Raw genomic sequence first — 17,224 nt, 5'->3', positions numbered from 1 at the left:
AAAGTACGCACATAAATATTGATGATTATTACTATCTTCTCTTGCGATAACAACAGCTTCTTTTACTTCCTTATGTTTTAGAAGTTGACTCTCTATCTCACCCAGTTCAATCCTGAAACCACGAATTTTCACTTGATGGTCAATTCTTCCTAAAAACTCAATATTTCCATCAGGTAACATTCTCACAAGGTCTCCTGTTCGATACATTCTCTCTCCTGGAATGAACGGATTTGGAATGAATTTTTCTGCTGTGAGCTCTGGTCTATTTAAATAACCACGGGCCAAACCTTCTCCGCTGATACAAAGCTCGCCTGGCACTCCCAATGGACAAAGCCCGTTAGATTCGTTTAAAATAAAAACTTTTGTATTACATATTGGTTTTCCTATCGGTATATTGTCATAAGAATTTTCTATAATAAAGCTTGTTGTTACTACTGAATTCTCTGTAGGACCATAGTTATTAACAATCTGGTAACTTTTATTTTCAAAATAATTTAGTTTATCTCCACCTGTTAATAATCTTCTTAAAGATGTATTCTCAAGCATTAAAAATTGTTCACATACTTGTGTAGGTAAAAAGCTTATTGAAATCTCTTTTTCAATAAAATATTTGTTTAATTTTGTAACATCTAATTTTAAATTATCATTTATAATATGAATCTCTGAACCCGCTATGATATAAGGAAATACTTCCCAAGCAAATGCATCAAAACTTATACTTGCATAACTAGCATTTTTATCAGTTTCACTTATTTCATTGAAGGAATTATGCCAATTACATAAGTTCACCAATGAATGATGCTCCACCATAACTCCTTTTGGCTTTCCAGTAGAACCAGAGGTATAAATAACATAGACTAAATCTTTACTGCTGCTATCAATACGTAAGTTCTCGGTTCCGTATTTAAACAAATGCTCATTATGAATATTAATAATGCTAATATCATCAACTTCTGTACAATCAACTAAATTAATTAATTTATCCTGGGTCAATAATATTTCAGTTTGACTATCTTGAAGTATATATTTAATTCTATCTATAGGATATGTAGGATCAATTGGTAAATACGCACCACCAGCTTTTAAAATCCCCATAATTCCCACAATCACATCAACTGAACGTTCTAATAATATTCCTACTATTTTATCAGAACCAACACCATTTTCTCTTAACGCTCTTGCCAATTGATTAGATTTTTCATTTAACTCCCTATATGTCAATTTCTTATCTTCAAAAACAACTGCAATGCTATCTGGCGTTCGTTCTACTTGTTCTTCAAATAACGTGTGTATTAACTGGTTTTTAGAGAAATCTACATTTGTATCGTTATGTTCATACAATAAAAAGCGCTTTTCTTCTTGTGGGATCATATCTATTTTATTTACACTTATCGAAAGATTCCTCGATATTTCCCTCAGAATATTAATATAATTTTCTGTCATTCTTAATATTGTGTCTCTTTTGAATAATCCGGTACTATATTCGACATTTAACACGATCTCATCGTCATAATCTAAAATACTAAAAGTGATATCGAATTTTGCATTATCTAATTCAAATATTATTGGACTAAGATTTAAAGCACCTTGCTTCTTAGTAAATAATTTAGCGTCTTCCAATACAAACATGGTATCAAATAAAGGGTTTCTATTAGAGTCTCTTTCATAGTCTATACTGCGAATTAGTTCGTCAAACTGATACTCTGAGTTTTCAAATGCTGTAATTGTATTTTCTTTTACCTGTTCCAAAATTTCTTTAAAACTTTTTGTAGCATCTATATTGTTTCTTAAAGCAATAGTGTTGACGAACACACCAAAAATATTTTGTAAATCTTGATGTAACCTACCTGATGCTGCTGTTCCGACAACAATATCAGTTTTTCCAGTATATTTGTGAAGTAATATATGATAAGCGCTAAGCATAAGCATATATAAAGTTGACCCTGTATCCTTAGCTACCCTTCTTATCTGTTCAGATAACTCTTTTTCTATATGAAAGTATGCATTTTCTCCTGCAAAGGTATCAATATTTTCTTTTCTATAATCATAAGGTAATTCTAATTTAGATGGCAGATGACTGTATAAATTCAGCCAATATTGCTCTTGTTTTTTGATAGCATTAGATTGATTATACGTATTATTCCATTCTACATAATCCTTGTATTGTATATTTATCTTAGGTAGATCAAGATTGTTATATAAATTGAGTATTTCATTCATAAATATTCCTTGTGATACCCCATCTGCTATTATGTGATGGAAGTTAACAACCAATATATGCTTCTCTACTCCGATTTTAATTAGTTTAGCTCTCATTAATGATGGTTTACTTAAATCAAAAGGCTTTGTTGATTCCTTACACATTTTGCTAGTTAAATCTCTTAAACCTTCATCATCTGTTACGACTATATCTAAACATTGGTATTCCAAATCAAAATCAACTTTATCATAAACCCTTTGAACTAATTCATTATCTAATACTTCAAATCCTGTTCTCAGGATTTCATGTCTATCTATAAATTTTCTAAATGCATTTTCAAGTCTATTACATTCGATTTCACCTTCGACAAGTAACGCCATAGGAATATGATATGCTCCTCTATTATTTTCCATCATAGAAAGCATGTACATTCGTTTTTGAGAAGGCGATGTAGCATAATAATCCTTGTTCGATACCCTTTCAATCCTATTTCCCCTATGATTGTCTTGGCTATTTTTCAAATATTGATCTAATACCTTTATAGTGTCATTTTTAAATATTTCTCCTATCGGCACCTCTATATTCATTCTCTTTTTAATTTCAGTAACAATCGATATCGCTTTTAATGAATCTCCGCCTATTTCATAGTAATTAGTATCTATTCCTATGTTTTCTATTCCAAATACATCTTTCCATATATCTAATATTTGGGCTTGAGTTTCATTTTCTGCTTCTTCACATGTAGTTGCTGCAACTTCATCTAGTTCATGATTTTTTATTAATTCCCCCAAAATACTCTTATTTACTTTCCCATTTACAGTCAATGGTATTTCATCTATTTTGAAAAATCTTGATGGAATCATATAATTCGGGAGCTGATTTTGCAAATATTGTTTTAGTTCATTTGGGTTTATGTCTTCATCTGAAACTACAAAAGCATACAGGCTTTTCATTTTATTATCGTTTGTATAGTCAATTACTACTGTTTTATTTACACCTTTATATTTGATTATGCAATTTTCAATTTCCCCTAATTCTACCCTATATCCCCTTATCTTAACTTGACTGTCTTTTCTTCCTAAAAATTCGACATATCCGTCCTTTTTTAACACGCCATAATCACCAGTTTTGTAAATATACCCTAATTCTTCGTGCAAAATAAATGACATCTTAGTTTTTTCAATATCATTTATATACCCACTTGCTACTCCCAATCCACCAATGTACAATTCTCCCTCTACATCTACGGGACACAATTGCTTGTTTTGATTTAATACATAAATTTTCTGGTTAGCCAACGGCATTCCATATGGTATACTTTTCCAATCACTCTTAGCTTCCTTAATAGGGTAATATATGGACCATATTGAACCCTCAGTCGCTCCACCTAAGCTAATAACTTCCGCATTTTTGAAAGTTTTCTTTATCTTCTGAGGAAGTTCCAGCGGTATCCAGTCCCCACTAAGCAATACAAGCCTTAAACTATCATCCTGTTCACTATCATTATATAAGTCCACTGTCAGTTCCATAATTGCTGGAACTGAGTTCCAAATTGTGATTCCTTCTTTCTTTACAACTTTTTTTAGGTTATATACATCCCTTTGATCATCTATAATTACAAGGGCCGCTCCACAGCTCAATGCACCAAAAACATCATAAACTGACAAATCAAAGCACAGTGAAGAAATCCCCATAATTTTATCATTTTCTGTCACACAGAATTTTTCGTTAATATCTATAATCGTATTTGTTGCTGCACCATGAGTTATTTGAACTCCTTTAGGTTTTCCTGTACTACCAGAAGTAAAAATAACATATGCCATATCTGTTTCATCTACTTTTATATTGACTTCATCACCAGAATATTCCCTAATATTTTCATCTTTATAGGTAGAAGGTGTTATAAAGAACTTACAATTACTTTTCTTTTTTATATATTCTTTTCTTTCTTCAGGATAATCAGGATCAAGCGGTATATATGCTGCTCCAGCCTTTAAGACAGCAAACAAATTTATAATGGTATCTATACATCGCTTACCTATCACACCAATGTAATCACCTTTTCTAACTCCCTTATCCATTAAGTATCTTGCAATTTGATTCGATTTTTCATTTAGTTCTTTATAAGTTATCGAATCATCATGATGAATTACAGCTACCTTATCTGGTACTAATTTTGCTCGATTCACAAACATTTCATGTAAAGTACACTTATCAAACCTTTTGTTTGTATCATTATAGGTTTCAATAACTTTTATGCTATTCTCACTAAGGTTAATACCTGATACTTGATCATTAACTATAACCTGATTTAATACATTTATATATTGTTCAAACATTGATTTAATAACATTGATCTCAAATAATTGTTCAACGTAATCCCATGTAATATATAAACCTCCATTTAATTCATAAACTTGGTTATCTATATAAACTTGGGATGTTCTTGTACTAAAAAATTTAATCTTTTCAAAATCTATCAAATGATCAAATGAATCATCTGAGTCCTCACTCAATACACTTGTAAATACAATAGGCATTATAGCTTGATTAACCATTCTATGTTTTTTCCCAATAGCTCTTATAAAATCCACACCATCATAATGTCTATGTTCAAGGGCTTCTAACAATGTATCCTGTACCTTCGCAGCAAATTTCCAAAATGACTCAATACTATCTTTCGCATTAATATCTAATAACATTAGAGTTGTGAAATCCCCAATGATTTTTTTTACGTCTTGATGAAACGGTATCCGATTAAAAACAGTTAAATTTACTGCAAATTGACTCTGATTACTCCAATATGCTAAGACATAAGCATATGCAGCACATAAAACCGATGTAGGGGTAAGATTTTTTTCTCTTGCTTTTTGTTTTAATTTATTCCATGTTTCACGTTCTAAAAATTCCGAACATTTATTGAATGTAGGTTTCTCAATTTCTAATGGGTTGCATTTTAAAGGCAATGCTGGTGCACTTGGGAAATCATCCAATTTATTTAACCAGTATTTCTCATCTTTTTTATATCGATTAGATTGCCTAAATTCATTGGTTGCTAAAACATAGTCTCTAAAATTATACTCCAGCTCAGGCAGCTGCAGACTTGGCTGATTGTAAAACATTTTAAATTCCTTGATTAATATTTTCATACTACTGTCATCACAAATTAGCGGATCTATATTTAAGCAAAAATATTTTTGATTATTGGGTAATATAAATGCTTTTATCTCAAATAATGGCCAAGTACTTGGATCTATGATTTTAGCTATCATTTTTTGTCTTTGTTCCAATATACGTATCATTATATCTTCTTGATTTAAATTCCTTACATCTACTGTGTCTACAGAATAAAGAAGTTCTCCTTCTAAGATTCTTTGTGTTCCATTTTCAAAAACTATTGTTCTTAGTATTGGATGTCTATTAATTAATTTTTGTAATGCACTATTAAACCTATCTATATTAATATCTATTTCAAATTCAACCGTTAAATTTGTAGCTGCTCCACCAATTTCAAAAGCCGGATCTCTACCTATTAAATAGGCTAATTGTATACCTGTAAGTGGGAAAGGTTCATGTAAATTCTTTAAATCTGTAGTTTTTGTAAATTGTCGGTTCTCTATAATTTCTCCTTTGTTTGTTTCGATGTAAGCACTTATTTTCTTTATTGTAGATAATCTAAACAGTTCCTTTAATGGTAAATCAACACTTAACCTGTCATTCATTTTAGATAAAAGCTCCATTGCGTTTATCGAATGCCCACCAAGAACTGCAAAACTGTCATTAATACCAACTTTATTTATATTCAAAGTTTCCTGCCACATTAAAACGAGCTGTTTTTCAATCTCATTTCTTGGTTCCTCATATTCAACCTCGGTATTAAAACTTTGATCTGGTTCAGGTAAAGACTTTTTATCTATTTTTCCATTTGCTGTTAACGGCATTTTATCTAACTTAAGGAAATAAGTAGGAATCATATAATCAGGTAACTTTTCACCTAAAAATTTTCTTAATTCTTCAACAGTAACTTCTCCTACTAATGTTAGATATGCACAAATATAATTGCTCTTGTCCTTTTCTTCTCTTGCTACAACTACAGTTTCTTTTACATTTGGATGCTTTAATAATTGACTCTCTATCTCTCCAAGTTCAATCCTAAATCCCCGAACCTTTACTTGATGGTCAATTCTTCCTATAAATTCAATATTCCCATCAGGTAACCACCTAGCCAAATCTCCTGTGTGATATAAACGCTCTCCTTCTGCAAATGGGTTTTTAACGAATTTCTCTAATGTTAGCTGCTCATTATTTAAGTACCCTTTAGTTAATCCATCACCAGAAATACAAAGTTCTCCAGGTTCACCAATAGGAAGTAAATTTTTCTTTTCATCTACTATGTAAACTGAAGTATTTGCTAACGGTTTACCTATAGGTAGAGTGTCAACATCCTCATCTATTTCATTTATAAAGTAATATGTGGCAAAAACAGTACTTTCCGTTGGTCCGTATACATGAATGAGTTTATCTTTCCCTAGAAATTCTAATGCTTTTCTTGCATGGGAGACTGAAATTCTTTCTCCACCAAATAATATTTTTCTTATATTGATTAAACAATCTATTTTCATACCTACAAGCGCATTAAATAAAGCTGTTGTAATAAACATTACGTTTATGCTTTCTTGCTTAATTATATTTCCAAGCTTATTTATATCCGTGACTGTATCTTTTTCTATCACTACTAATTTCGCTCCATTTAACAGAGCACCATATATATCAAAAATTGATCCATCAAAAGAATAATTCGAAAGCTGCAGAATGGTATCATTATTTTTTATTTCTATGTAATTTGTATTTCGAACGACTCTGATAGCACTATAATGCGAAATGATAACTCCCTTTGGTATTCCAGTAGAACCCGATGTATAAATAATATAAGCTGTATTATCAGGACGATTTACATGATTCAGATTATCTGTACTTAAGTCACTTGAATCTAGCTCGTCCAAATTGATTATTTCTAAATCATATTCGATTTTCTTAACGAATTTCTCTTGAGTCAATAAAATCATGGTATGACTATCCCGTAACATATAGTCAATTCTTGCTTTTGGAGTATCAGGATCAATTGGGAGGTAAGCTGCTCCAGATTTTAAAATACCCATTATTCCAATTATCATTTCAAGTGATCTATCAATCATTAATCCTATAATAGCATCTGTATTAACACCCTTATTCCTTAACATCCTTGCTAATTGATTGGATTTCTCGTTAAGTTCCCTGTATGTGAGTTGTTTATCTTTAAACACAACTGCAATATTTTCAGGTGTTCTCTCCACTTGTTCTTCAAATAGCTGGTTTATGGTCTTATTTCTTGGATATTCGGTTTTTGTAGAATTGAATTTATTTAATATCATATCTTGCTCTGCTACTGTAATCTCATCGTAAGTTCTTATACCACCCTTGTTTATTTCACCAGAATTCTTAATAGACATGTTGGATTTCCCCTTTTTTAGTAATTATCCATTACCAAAATTATTTATTATTTTATTACTGTTAAAAATATAGAGAATGAATTAAATAAAAAATTCATCGTTCATAACAAGGTATACAATCCCCCCTATTTAGAAGTTACTAAAAGGAATTCTATAAAAAAATTTAACTTACTACGAGAAAAATTTCCTTATTTTCATGCAAAAAACATATGATAAAAATTTATCTAAAAAATTAAAATAATCAGAAATTTATACAGTGATTTAATTAAAGACAAATATTAAACCTCATATCACAAGTTACAGATAACGCTACTACAGCACATAATTAACAAAATGAATAAGTAAAGATAACTATTGGTATATATCTGAGGAATCTAATTTAACGTATTCCCCGAAAGAATTCTCCTTCCTCAAGCGTGTGAAGGGCGTAGCCCAACAATAGGTGGGAGATGAATTTCGGTTTGGCATAGCCAAAAACTTTTGATAAACTAGCTATATGAAGTTCTTTGATAACTTGATATAGAAGGTTGCAGGAAGAAAATAGAGTGCGAAAACCAAGCCATTCGGTTCCTGCGTAAAATATCAACCGTACCAAAAGAGCATCCATGCGTTGAACATCTAGGGGTGGAACACCCCAAAGTAACGCTCAGGGAGACGAAAAGTTACTTTCGTCGTGGAACTGAGAAGCTCCCACTTCAAGCTTTGCTAAGTGGCGAGTAGTTCACAACCTCAGTTAACGTATCATTTATTATTGTTGTAATTTTTTTCACATTGTTATTTATAAAGAAATGATTTCCTTCCAAATTATAAATCTTAAAATTTCCACAAGTATGCTTCTTCCAACCAATTATGCCTTTTAGACTAATTAAATCTTCTGTTCCGTTTAATACAGTAATATCGCATGTGATTTTGTCCGCTTTTTCTTTATATTCATATGTTTCAACTATTTTAAAATCATGTTTTAGTAAAGGAATGAAAAATTCGAACAATTCTTCGTTACGAATTAATTCTTCTGGTGTTCCCCCTAATTCTATAACTCTATTTTTAAACTCGTTATTTGGTAAATTATAAGTTATCTCCTTCTTTTCCCTTTCACTCGGTGCTTTGTATCCTGAAAAAAAGATATGCTTGGGTTTCTTGAATCCCATTCCTATTATTTTATAGTATAATTCATACGCTAATAGGCTCCCCATACTATGTCCATAAATTGCATAATCTTCCTCACATATTTTATCCCGAATATTATCAAAGATGTCATCTACCGCTTCTTCTAAGCTATTATAAAATGGTTCATTGAATCTTTTCCCTCTTCCTTTTAACAGTACTGGACATAGATTTATAGATGGGGTTAGATAATCACCCCATTTATAATATAACGCTTCGGATCCTCCTGCATAAGGCAAACAAAATAACATCATTAAAATGCACCTCTATCTGATAAAAGTTTGTAAAAATCATTAATAATAATATCTTGGTTAATCACTGTTATATTACTAGAAATTTCTTCATTTAATGAACATACAGCCATTTTGTATTCTAACTCTATATCAAAAATCGCCATTGAATAAGAATTACTCTTTTCTCTATTATCGAAAAGTATATGAACAGCTTTGTGACTATCTATATTAATAGAAAATGATTTTAGTGACATTGATAATCCGCTTCCATAGCATTTAATATAACTCTCTTTCAATGTCCATACCTCATAAAACTTCCTCAATTGATGATTAACATCACCTTTTTGTATATAAGCGTATTCACTATCACAGAAAAAACTTTTTGCTATTTCTTCATATTCAATATGTTTTATTTGTTCAATATCAATTCCAATAGGGTTATTACTAATTGCACATACTACAAATTCTCCCGAATGTGAAATGTTAAAGTAATAATTCGGATACCCCTTTAAATAAGGTTTTCCATAATTATTTTTCCCCCATACTATTCTTTCATTACCGATTTTAAGCTTTTTATTTGTTAGAGTCCTTACTAGTAATTCACCAATCAAGGTTCTAATTTTATCTTTTTTATTAATAAATTTTTTTATTCTATATCTTTTCCCTTCATCTATCCACGAACAAATTTTTTCTAATTTTCGATCATTCATATCTTTAATTTTGGTAACAAAAATTTCCATATAACCCCTCACAAATCCTAGTTAAATTAATTGATCAACTACAATTATTCGAGCGTTATGCTAGCTGATTTTTCTACTTTCATTAATCGTGGAATGCTAATCATGTAAAAAACTCCTACAAATATTAAACATCCGCCAACTATCCAAAAAAGAGTTTCAACTGCAAGAATACCTGGGTAAAATCCAGCAATAAAAAGTAAGGTTAGTGACTGTGAGAGCATCATCAAAGGATTAATACACCCGTGTACTCTTCCCATCATTTTTGGATTTACTATTTTCGGAATCCAACCTCCAATAGCTACATTAATCATCGGAAGTGCTAGGGCAACTATGCCCGTACAAATAACATACAGCCAAACTGTATTGACTAATGAGCTCAAAATAGTCGCTCCTCCTCCAATAAACAAAGCTAAAATTAGTAAATGATAAAGCTTTATTTTTTGAGAAAGTATAGATGCTATAACACTACCAAGTAAAATCCCGATACCAAAGACTATACTTAATATAATTGAAACTTCTTCATAGTTTCTCGGGGCTAGTTTGTATTTTAAAATAAATACCTGCATCACTGAGAGCCCTCCATTTAAAATTCCGAAAACTATAAATCCGGAGATAAGTGTAAGTAACAAGTTGTGGTTCAAAATATAACGTATTCCCTTCAAAAAATCCTTCATTACAATTGAAATGTTCAAATCCTTGATATTATGTTTTCCGTTTGGCATACGAATTTCTTCTGACATTCTACAAGATTTTATAAGAAGAGCACTAATAAAAAAACTAATTGCATCAATTAAGATTGCACCATAAATACCGATTACCCAATAACAATAAATCCCGATACCACTACCAAAAAGCATAAACAAACTTGTAACCATCTGATTCAAACCAACTGCAGTAGCATAATCATCTCTTGTTAAAACACCTTGTACAAGGGATGATTGCGCGGGTGTAAAAAAGCTCTTTACCATACTTCTTAAAAATAACAGCGCAAATGCTACTGGCATCCAATTTAGAAAAAGAGACCACAATAATAAAAGCGATAATATAGAACAGATCCAATCACAATTTTGAGCTATTTTTTGTCGATCAATCCTATCAGTAACTACACCAACAAGAAAAAATACTACTAATGTGGGCAAAGACAACATCAACTCCGTAATAGTAGCATATGCAGGTTGGTGCGAAAAACGATTTAAAAAATAAAACATAAGTGCAGTTAAACCAATTGTACTACCCATTTGTGAAGTAAAAGATGCAAAAAATAGCCTCGAGTAATTCCCATTTTGAAATATAACTAAAATTTTCTTCATAAGGACTCCCCATTTAATTTGACTTAATTCTAATTATTCAGAATTTAAAACCTTTGCTATGTTTGAAACGTAGAATATCTAAATCCCTAACGTTCATCGCAGTTCCTTTGGTTAGAGCCTAACACACTGCTTTAAGATATAATTTGCCATTAGGATTTCTATCACGGATTACACGTCCAAATGTACACTACCACTCATTAAATTGTATAGTTTTTCATTCTGATATTCATAATCCAAACATAACTATCCAAAAGCATCCTCCTTTTGATATGCAGTTTATTTTCTCTAACTTTCCACGCTACATTCTAATACTACCTTATATTGTAATCAAAATAATAAACGAATTATTTTCTCAAGTTGTCAAAATCACTAATAAATCGTATTTATTAGTGATTTTGACAACTTGATTTCTCCTCTAAAAAACGTAATATTACTGTAAATTGTTTTCCAAAAAATAATTATGTATATCCACAATTATTACAAAAAGGAATGAACACCAATGTTATCTTATCCCTTGTAACTGTTTTAACTTAAGTATGAAATTCATTTTTGAAGTGAAAATGATGTGGGGTATGTCTATGAGGTTTAGTCTTCCCAAAAAATCGTAATGAGTAAATTCTTACCCAAAAAACATTATTCGTATTTATGATACATATATAAACCATATTTTTACTCAGTTATTCTAGGACAATTGAAGTGGCAAGTTTAAGCCACTTCAATTGTCCTAGAAATGTTGCATCTTTATCTAACATCAAATTAACACTATAAGCAAAAAGCTACTTATAATTCAGATGTTTTTCCTTAAAAATTTTTTGATTTATCTTTTGCGGGTAAAATGTAGTTTTCCCCTTTTTCATATATAGAAAGTATTCTTTTCAAGAAAGTAACTTTTGGTACTAACCAATAAGCAATTATCGCTGAAACAATCCCTAATATAGCACCTGTTATAACATCGAAAGGATAATGAACTCCTACCCAGATACGAGAAATGGCTACACAGAATGCAAGTGTAATCCATAGCCAACCAATCTTTTTATGAACAAGCCAAAATGAAAAACAAATTGAAAAGAATAAAATTGTATGGTCACTTGGAAATGAATTATCAACAGCATGCTCTACCAATTTATTAACATTGGGTAACTCTGCAAATGGTTGATAATTTGAATGAAACTTTCCTGCTATTTTCCCGATAACCTCAGCAATCACAAAAGCAATCATCGCTTGAACAACCATCATTCGATTTTGGTTAGATCGAGTAAACCAATACACTACAATAATTAAAGCTAAGAAATATACCATATATTCTGCCACGAACGTCATAGTAGAATTCAGAAATGGGTACTGTTTACCTAAATCGTTAACGGCTCGAAAAGCATCAATATTGAATTGAGAAAAAGACATTTTCAAACTCCTCCTTACCATATATATAAATCAAACGCTAATTAAAATTTTTTAATCTACTTTTTGTTACTACCTAATAGTTTTAGATGGTCCCATTTTATTTTTCTTAATGAATATCTACCTTTTTAAAATATGAAATCAATAATACTAATCCAATAATAGATGTTCCGAATATACCTATATATGAGTACTCGGGAGGATAAGTAGGCTGAAGCGTATTTCTTGAGATATCACCTGCTGCTGCCCATGGAAACAATCCTCTATGTTCTGAATTTGCTGTCATTAAATTAATCATGGTTATTACAACTGTAAATACAATGGTCGGTACGTAATTCTTAAGTACAATTGTTAAAAGTATGATTGGTGTTGATAAAATAAAAAGCAATAATCCACCTATTAAAAACTGTACAAAAGATTCCCTTATTAAGGATGAACTTAGTCCATCAAATTGAAATATTATCCCTAATAATAATGTTAATCCCCATGCTACAAAAGTTAACATCATAATCCACGAAAATAGAAGTAGAAATTTACTTATAAGAAAATTCATACGTGATACAGGTATAGTTAATAAATTCTTTAATGTATCTTCTGTATATTCCCGAATAAATAGGTAGGCGGTTACTACCCCATATAGTGGTACTCCTATTATTAGAACAGTATATAAATTTACTTCACCAAACAATTGACTAAATACAATAGTAGGAGTAGGATGTTTAGTTTTTAAGCTTACAAATGATGCTACTACTACCATAAAAGGTACTACCGATGCACCGAGAATACTAATTAAGAACATATGGGATCGTTTTAGCTTTAATAATTCTGTATATAACAGATTAACCAATTGTTCCACCTCCAACTAATTTTGTGAAGTAATCTTCTAATCTGTCTTCACTCATCAAGATTTTCAAAACCTGAATATCATTTTGTACAAATATTTTATTAATATCTCCTTGTTGCCCAAGTTTAGAATACACACGAATAATCCCCTCATTATGAACTTCATAATCAAAAATACCAAAGTTTTTCTCTAAGATTTTTGTAGCTTTATTGTCATTCGATACTTGAAACTCAATATATTTGCGATTCTTTTTTCTAAGGCTGTTAAATTCGATTTCCTCTAAGAGCTTACCTTCATGAATGATCCCCATATGATCTACTAACTGTTCTATTTCCGATAAAATGTGGCTGGATATTAATAAAGTAATTTTTCTCTCTTTAGCCAAATTTTGTATCAATCTTCTAATTTCCTTAATTCCTATTGGATCCAAACCATTAGTAGGCTCATCTAATATTAATAATTCTGGGTAATGAAGAAGAGATCTAGCAATCCCTAATCTTTGCTTCATCCCTAAAGAATATTTACCCACAAGCTTTTTAGTTTCATGTTGTAATCCCACGATTTCTAACGCTTCATCAATTGCATTTTTTTTGTGTATCCCAATAATTTTCGCATTAATTAGTAGATTTTCCCGTGCTGTAAGATTCTCATAAAATCCAGGAACTTCAACAATAGACCCAATTCTTTTAAGGATTTCTTTTTGATTTTTTAATAAATCTTCTCCAAATATTTCAATCTTTCCATGGGTAGGCTTTATCAATCCTAACAACATTCTAATTGTAGTCGTCTTCCCTGCACCATTTCGACCTAAAAAGCCGTAAATTTCTCCTTGATTTACGGTTATATTAAGATTATCCACTGATTTCTGATTGCCATAAATCTTTGTTAAATTTGTAGTCTTTATTATTGCGCTCATGTAAGAACACCAACTTTCTTGTATGCTTATGTTTTTAGTATAGAAAGCAAATTTTAAACCGGGCTTAACTATTTCTTAACTATTTCTTAATTATGAAATTAACTATTCATCATTAACTCCATCTTGCTCCCTTGTACAATAAAGATAACCCCACTCTCCTTTGACTTTGCTATAAGTCTCATCTAGATGCCAAGTATAGTGTGTAAATTTGTTTTTTCTTTTTCCAAATCTGATTAACATCAGGGTATGTTACAATTACTTGACCTTTATGTAATAAGTCTTCAAACACTACTATTTCTCTTTCTTGCTGTTTAGTGCCAACGAAAGTAATGGCTAGCTTTACAAAACCTTTTTTCTTTTTCAGTAAACTTAGTCTCGACAGTTACTTCTTTACCCTCAATTAATAATTGAAGGTAATTAGTATACAATTGATAAAAAGAAAATAGAAAAAAGAAGACGTGAAATTCAAAATTTAATGGATAAACTATTTGAATATTAATTCTTCAAACGAGAAGAGCCCTCCAAATTGGGGTGCACTTCACTATAATACATTGAGAAATTAGGCTTTTTAATAGAAATAGTAAGATTCATAAACAATGAATAATGTACATGTTAGTTTTATCTGTTAAAGCAATAACAATCCTATTTACTATAGTCTTCAGGCATACATTCATGATTGGTATCATTCATTTCATTTGATCCTAAAGAATCAATGAATGTTTTAAACTTTGGAAATAAAACAAATGGCTTTGAATCCTTCTATAATATACTCAGTTGCTGCTATGAATACTAGAACTTATAATATTATATCCCCTAAAAAAACATCACTAGAAACCACCGAAAGACACCTTTGAACTTTACAGGAGACAAAAAAGAAGAGGGATTTCTTCCCTCTTCACCAATAAAATCGAACATATTTACAATTAAGGAAGGGCATACATCCATCAAAAGATGAAAGGAACAATAATAGTTCACCTAGTGAATTATAACACAAAGACACTCCCATTAATAGATAATATTAACATTTATGGAATAGTTGTGACATAATTGTTAAATATCTTAATATTAAAAGGCTTTATATGTATATAAATAGAAAACGGATATTGTAGGGATAAAATATAAGGGGGATATATGATGTTTACAAAAAAACAAAAATTAGTAACAGCCGTAACAACCTTAACCTTAGGATGTGGATTTACTTTCGGATTAACACCAGCTTTTGCAGATTCCAATAAGTCGTCGGTAAGCACTACACCAATTCATTCTATTCAGAACCAAGAACAAGAACCTTTTACTGGATATGTTATTTCAGTAGATAATCATTACTTAGTAGTTGCCGCTACTTCTACAAAGGACGAAGCACTTGCTTATCAAGATGATTGGTGGGAATTAGTTTCTCAGAATAAGATTTTAAGAGTTCCTATTTCAAGTGGTGCAGACTACACAATAGGTGATAAATTAAACGTATATGCAGTTGGTTGGACTGCATCATTACCACCAATTGCTGTAATGCCTACAATTGAAAAAGTAATTCAGTAGGTAATGTATAGCATGATCAGGGCATCATTCTTAGAATGATGCCCTTTATTTTACCAACGTTTCCCCTTTTAATAACTTTGTCTATTGTTAGATAAGAAAATGGTTGCAGTAAGTAACTCCCACAACCTTTATTTAATAATTGATCTACTCCTTACAAAAGAATACTGAATATAATAATAGAAAAAATCCAATCCCAAATAAAATACCTCCTGATATTTGGAAAACATTCATATAATTATTTAACATAATATTATATGTCGATGTTTCTACATCACCGCCTAAACTTTGCACCCAAGAATGAGTAAGGTTATTTGCAAAGTCCAAACTCTTCACAAGAAGTATAATGCCGATTAATACGATAAATGTTAAAACCACATTACGTATTTTTATATTCTTCAAACAATTACCCCCTTTCCTACCATATTATCAAACTATGAAAAAAGAATCCTTCATTTCAAGGATTCTTTTTCTTAACATTAAATTAACGATATGTCACAAAACATATTCCAACAGGTCTTAACGCTGTCCCGTTTCCAACTTTTTTATCACCAAACCATCCAGACTCCCATACATCAAAACGATAACCAGTATATTCTGCATAAGCTCTAATCTCAGCATATCTTCCATTTGTATCAATTGTATTACTTTGAGTTACAGAATACTCAGCTGATACATTAAATCCTACTCCTGCCGAAACCACACTTGCACTTACACCTACACTTGCATTCCATGAAGCAGCAATTTTTGAAGAAAAACTTAATGTTAAAGAACCTGAATTACCACTTACTTTTTTTAATACAGAACTTCCACAAGCTGAAGTAGCTGTTTTATTTTTAAGATAATATGAAGCTGGTGCTAAACTTTGCGAGTAATTATTTTGATTATTTTCGTTTGATAGAGATCTTACAAAAGTAAGTTCAGCTGGTATAAGATTAGATGGTTTTTCAAAATCATTCTCTTCTATATATTTTTTAACAATGTCTTGGTTTGTAATTTTAATAGTTTCAGTATTATTCTCCAACGATACAGTCCTCTCAAACTCTTCAACAGAAACACTGTCCAATAGCTTATCACAACTATTAACATGAGTAGGTGCTAAAGGCTCTGAAGAGCTTTCTGCAAAACTTACTGAGGATGTCTGCAAAATAAAAATTACACATACTAACGACGACACAAACTTAAAAAGAAAATCTCTTTTTTTCTTCACATAACCACCCCTTATGTAAAATTTTAACATAAATTAACCATACCTTTTATGGATATATTTGTAAACTTATTTAATTTTATAAAGTTTTAACAGAATTTTCCGTTAATTAACAATTTCATTCTTATTATTTATCTGCATAGTTTATCAATATTATAGCAGAATAGCATTTGAGAATCTCCCTAAC

10 protein-coding genes and 1 pseudogene are annotated in these 17,224 nt (G+C 30.8%); 1 reads left to right on the top strand and 10 read right to left on the bottom strand.

The window, feature by feature from the left end; all coding sequences use genetic code 11:
* The 8 genes and pseudogenes from MR107_RS25870 to MR107_RS25830 form a co-directional block, all read right to left on the bottom strand.
* The coding region (locus tag MR107_RS25870) for a non-ribosomal peptide synthetase (RefSeq protein WP_242292876.1) at positions 1–7,689 on the bottom strand (7,689 nt) is incomplete at its 3' end.
* 695 nt (positions 7,690–8,384) lie between these two features.
* Positions 8,385–9,107 (bottom strand): thioesterase II family protein, encoded by a 723-nt coding sequence (locus MR107_RS25865; protein WP_166695579.1) that lies wholly within the window; start codon positions 9,105–9,107, stop codon positions 8,385–8,387.
* A complete protein-coding gene (locus MR107_RS25860) occupies positions 9,107–9,826 on the bottom strand; it encodes a 4'-phosphopantetheinyl transferase family protein (RefSeq protein ID WP_242292875.1) in 720 nt (239 codons plus the stop codon). The genes MR107_RS25865 and MR107_RS25860 overlap by 1 nt, the downstream gene beginning before the upstream one ends.
* A 44-nt stretch (positions 9,827–9,870) precedes the next feature.
* Positions 9,871–11,136 (bottom strand): MFS transporter, encoded by a 1,266-nt coding sequence (locus tag MR107_RS25855; protein WP_088322611.1) that lies wholly within the window; start codon positions 11,134–11,136, stop codon positions 9,871–9,873.
* An 801-nt stretch (positions 11,137–11,937) separates the two neighbouring features.
* Complete coding sequence (locus tag MR107_RS25850) at positions 11,938–12,537, bottom strand: undecaprenyl-diphosphatase (RefSeq protein WP_000010574.1); 600 nt, start codon at positions 12,535–12,537, stop codon at positions 11,938–11,940.
* A gap of 106 nt (positions 12,538–12,643) precedes the next feature.
* Positions 12,644–13,381, bottom strand: a complete 738-nt coding sequence (locus MR107_RS25845) for an ABC transporter permease (protein WP_000247702.1) — start codon at positions 13,379–13,381, stop codon at positions 12,644–12,646.
* Positions 13,374–14,294 (bottom strand): ABC transporter ATP-binding protein, encoded by a 921-nt coding sequence (locus tag MR107_RS25840; RefSeq protein WP_001273092.1) that lies wholly within the window; start codon positions 14,292–14,294, stop codon positions 13,374–13,376. Before MR107_RS25840 ends, MR107_RS25845 begins: the two co-directional genes overlap by 8 nt.
* 226 nt (positions 14,295–14,520) lie before the next feature.
* Positions 14,521–14,701: pseudogene (locus tag MR107_RS25830) on the bottom strand (VaFE repeat-containing surface-anchored protein); the annotation flags it as partial.
* A 727-nt stretch (positions 14,702–15,428) separates the two neighbouring features.
* Between MR107_RS25830 and MR107_RS25820 the strand changes: the two are divergent.
* Positions 15,429–15,833, top strand: coding sequence for a DUF3221 domain-containing protein (locus MR107_RS25820; protein ID WP_088321799.1), 405 nt, complete (start codon positions 15,429–15,431; stop codon positions 15,831–15,833).
* 144 nt (positions 15,834–15,977) lie between these two features.
* Here MR107_RS25820 and MR107_RS25815 read toward each other — a convergent pair whose 3' ends face one another.
* Complete coding sequence (locus tag MR107_RS25815; protein ID WP_063549887.1) at positions 15,978–16,232, bottom strand: hypothetical protein; 255 nt, start codon at positions 16,230–16,232, stop codon at positions 15,978–15,980.
* Between the two features lie 82 nt (positions 16,233–16,314).
* Positions 16,315–17,040, bottom strand: coding sequence for a hypothetical protein (locus MR107_RS25810; protein WP_242292874.1), 726 nt, complete (start codon positions 17,038–17,040; stop codon positions 16,315–16,317).
* Between the last annotated feature and the right edge of the window lie 184 nt (positions 17,041–17,224).

It is taken from the genome of Bacillus cereus group sp. BfR-BA-01441, from assembly GCF_022663075.1.
Lineage (GTDB): Bacteria > Bacillota > Bacilli > Bacillales > Bacillaceae_G > Bacillus_A > Bacillus_A cereus.
Note: the sequence above shows the minus strand (reverse complement) of the source record. Positions and strands in the feature narration are given on the sequence as shown.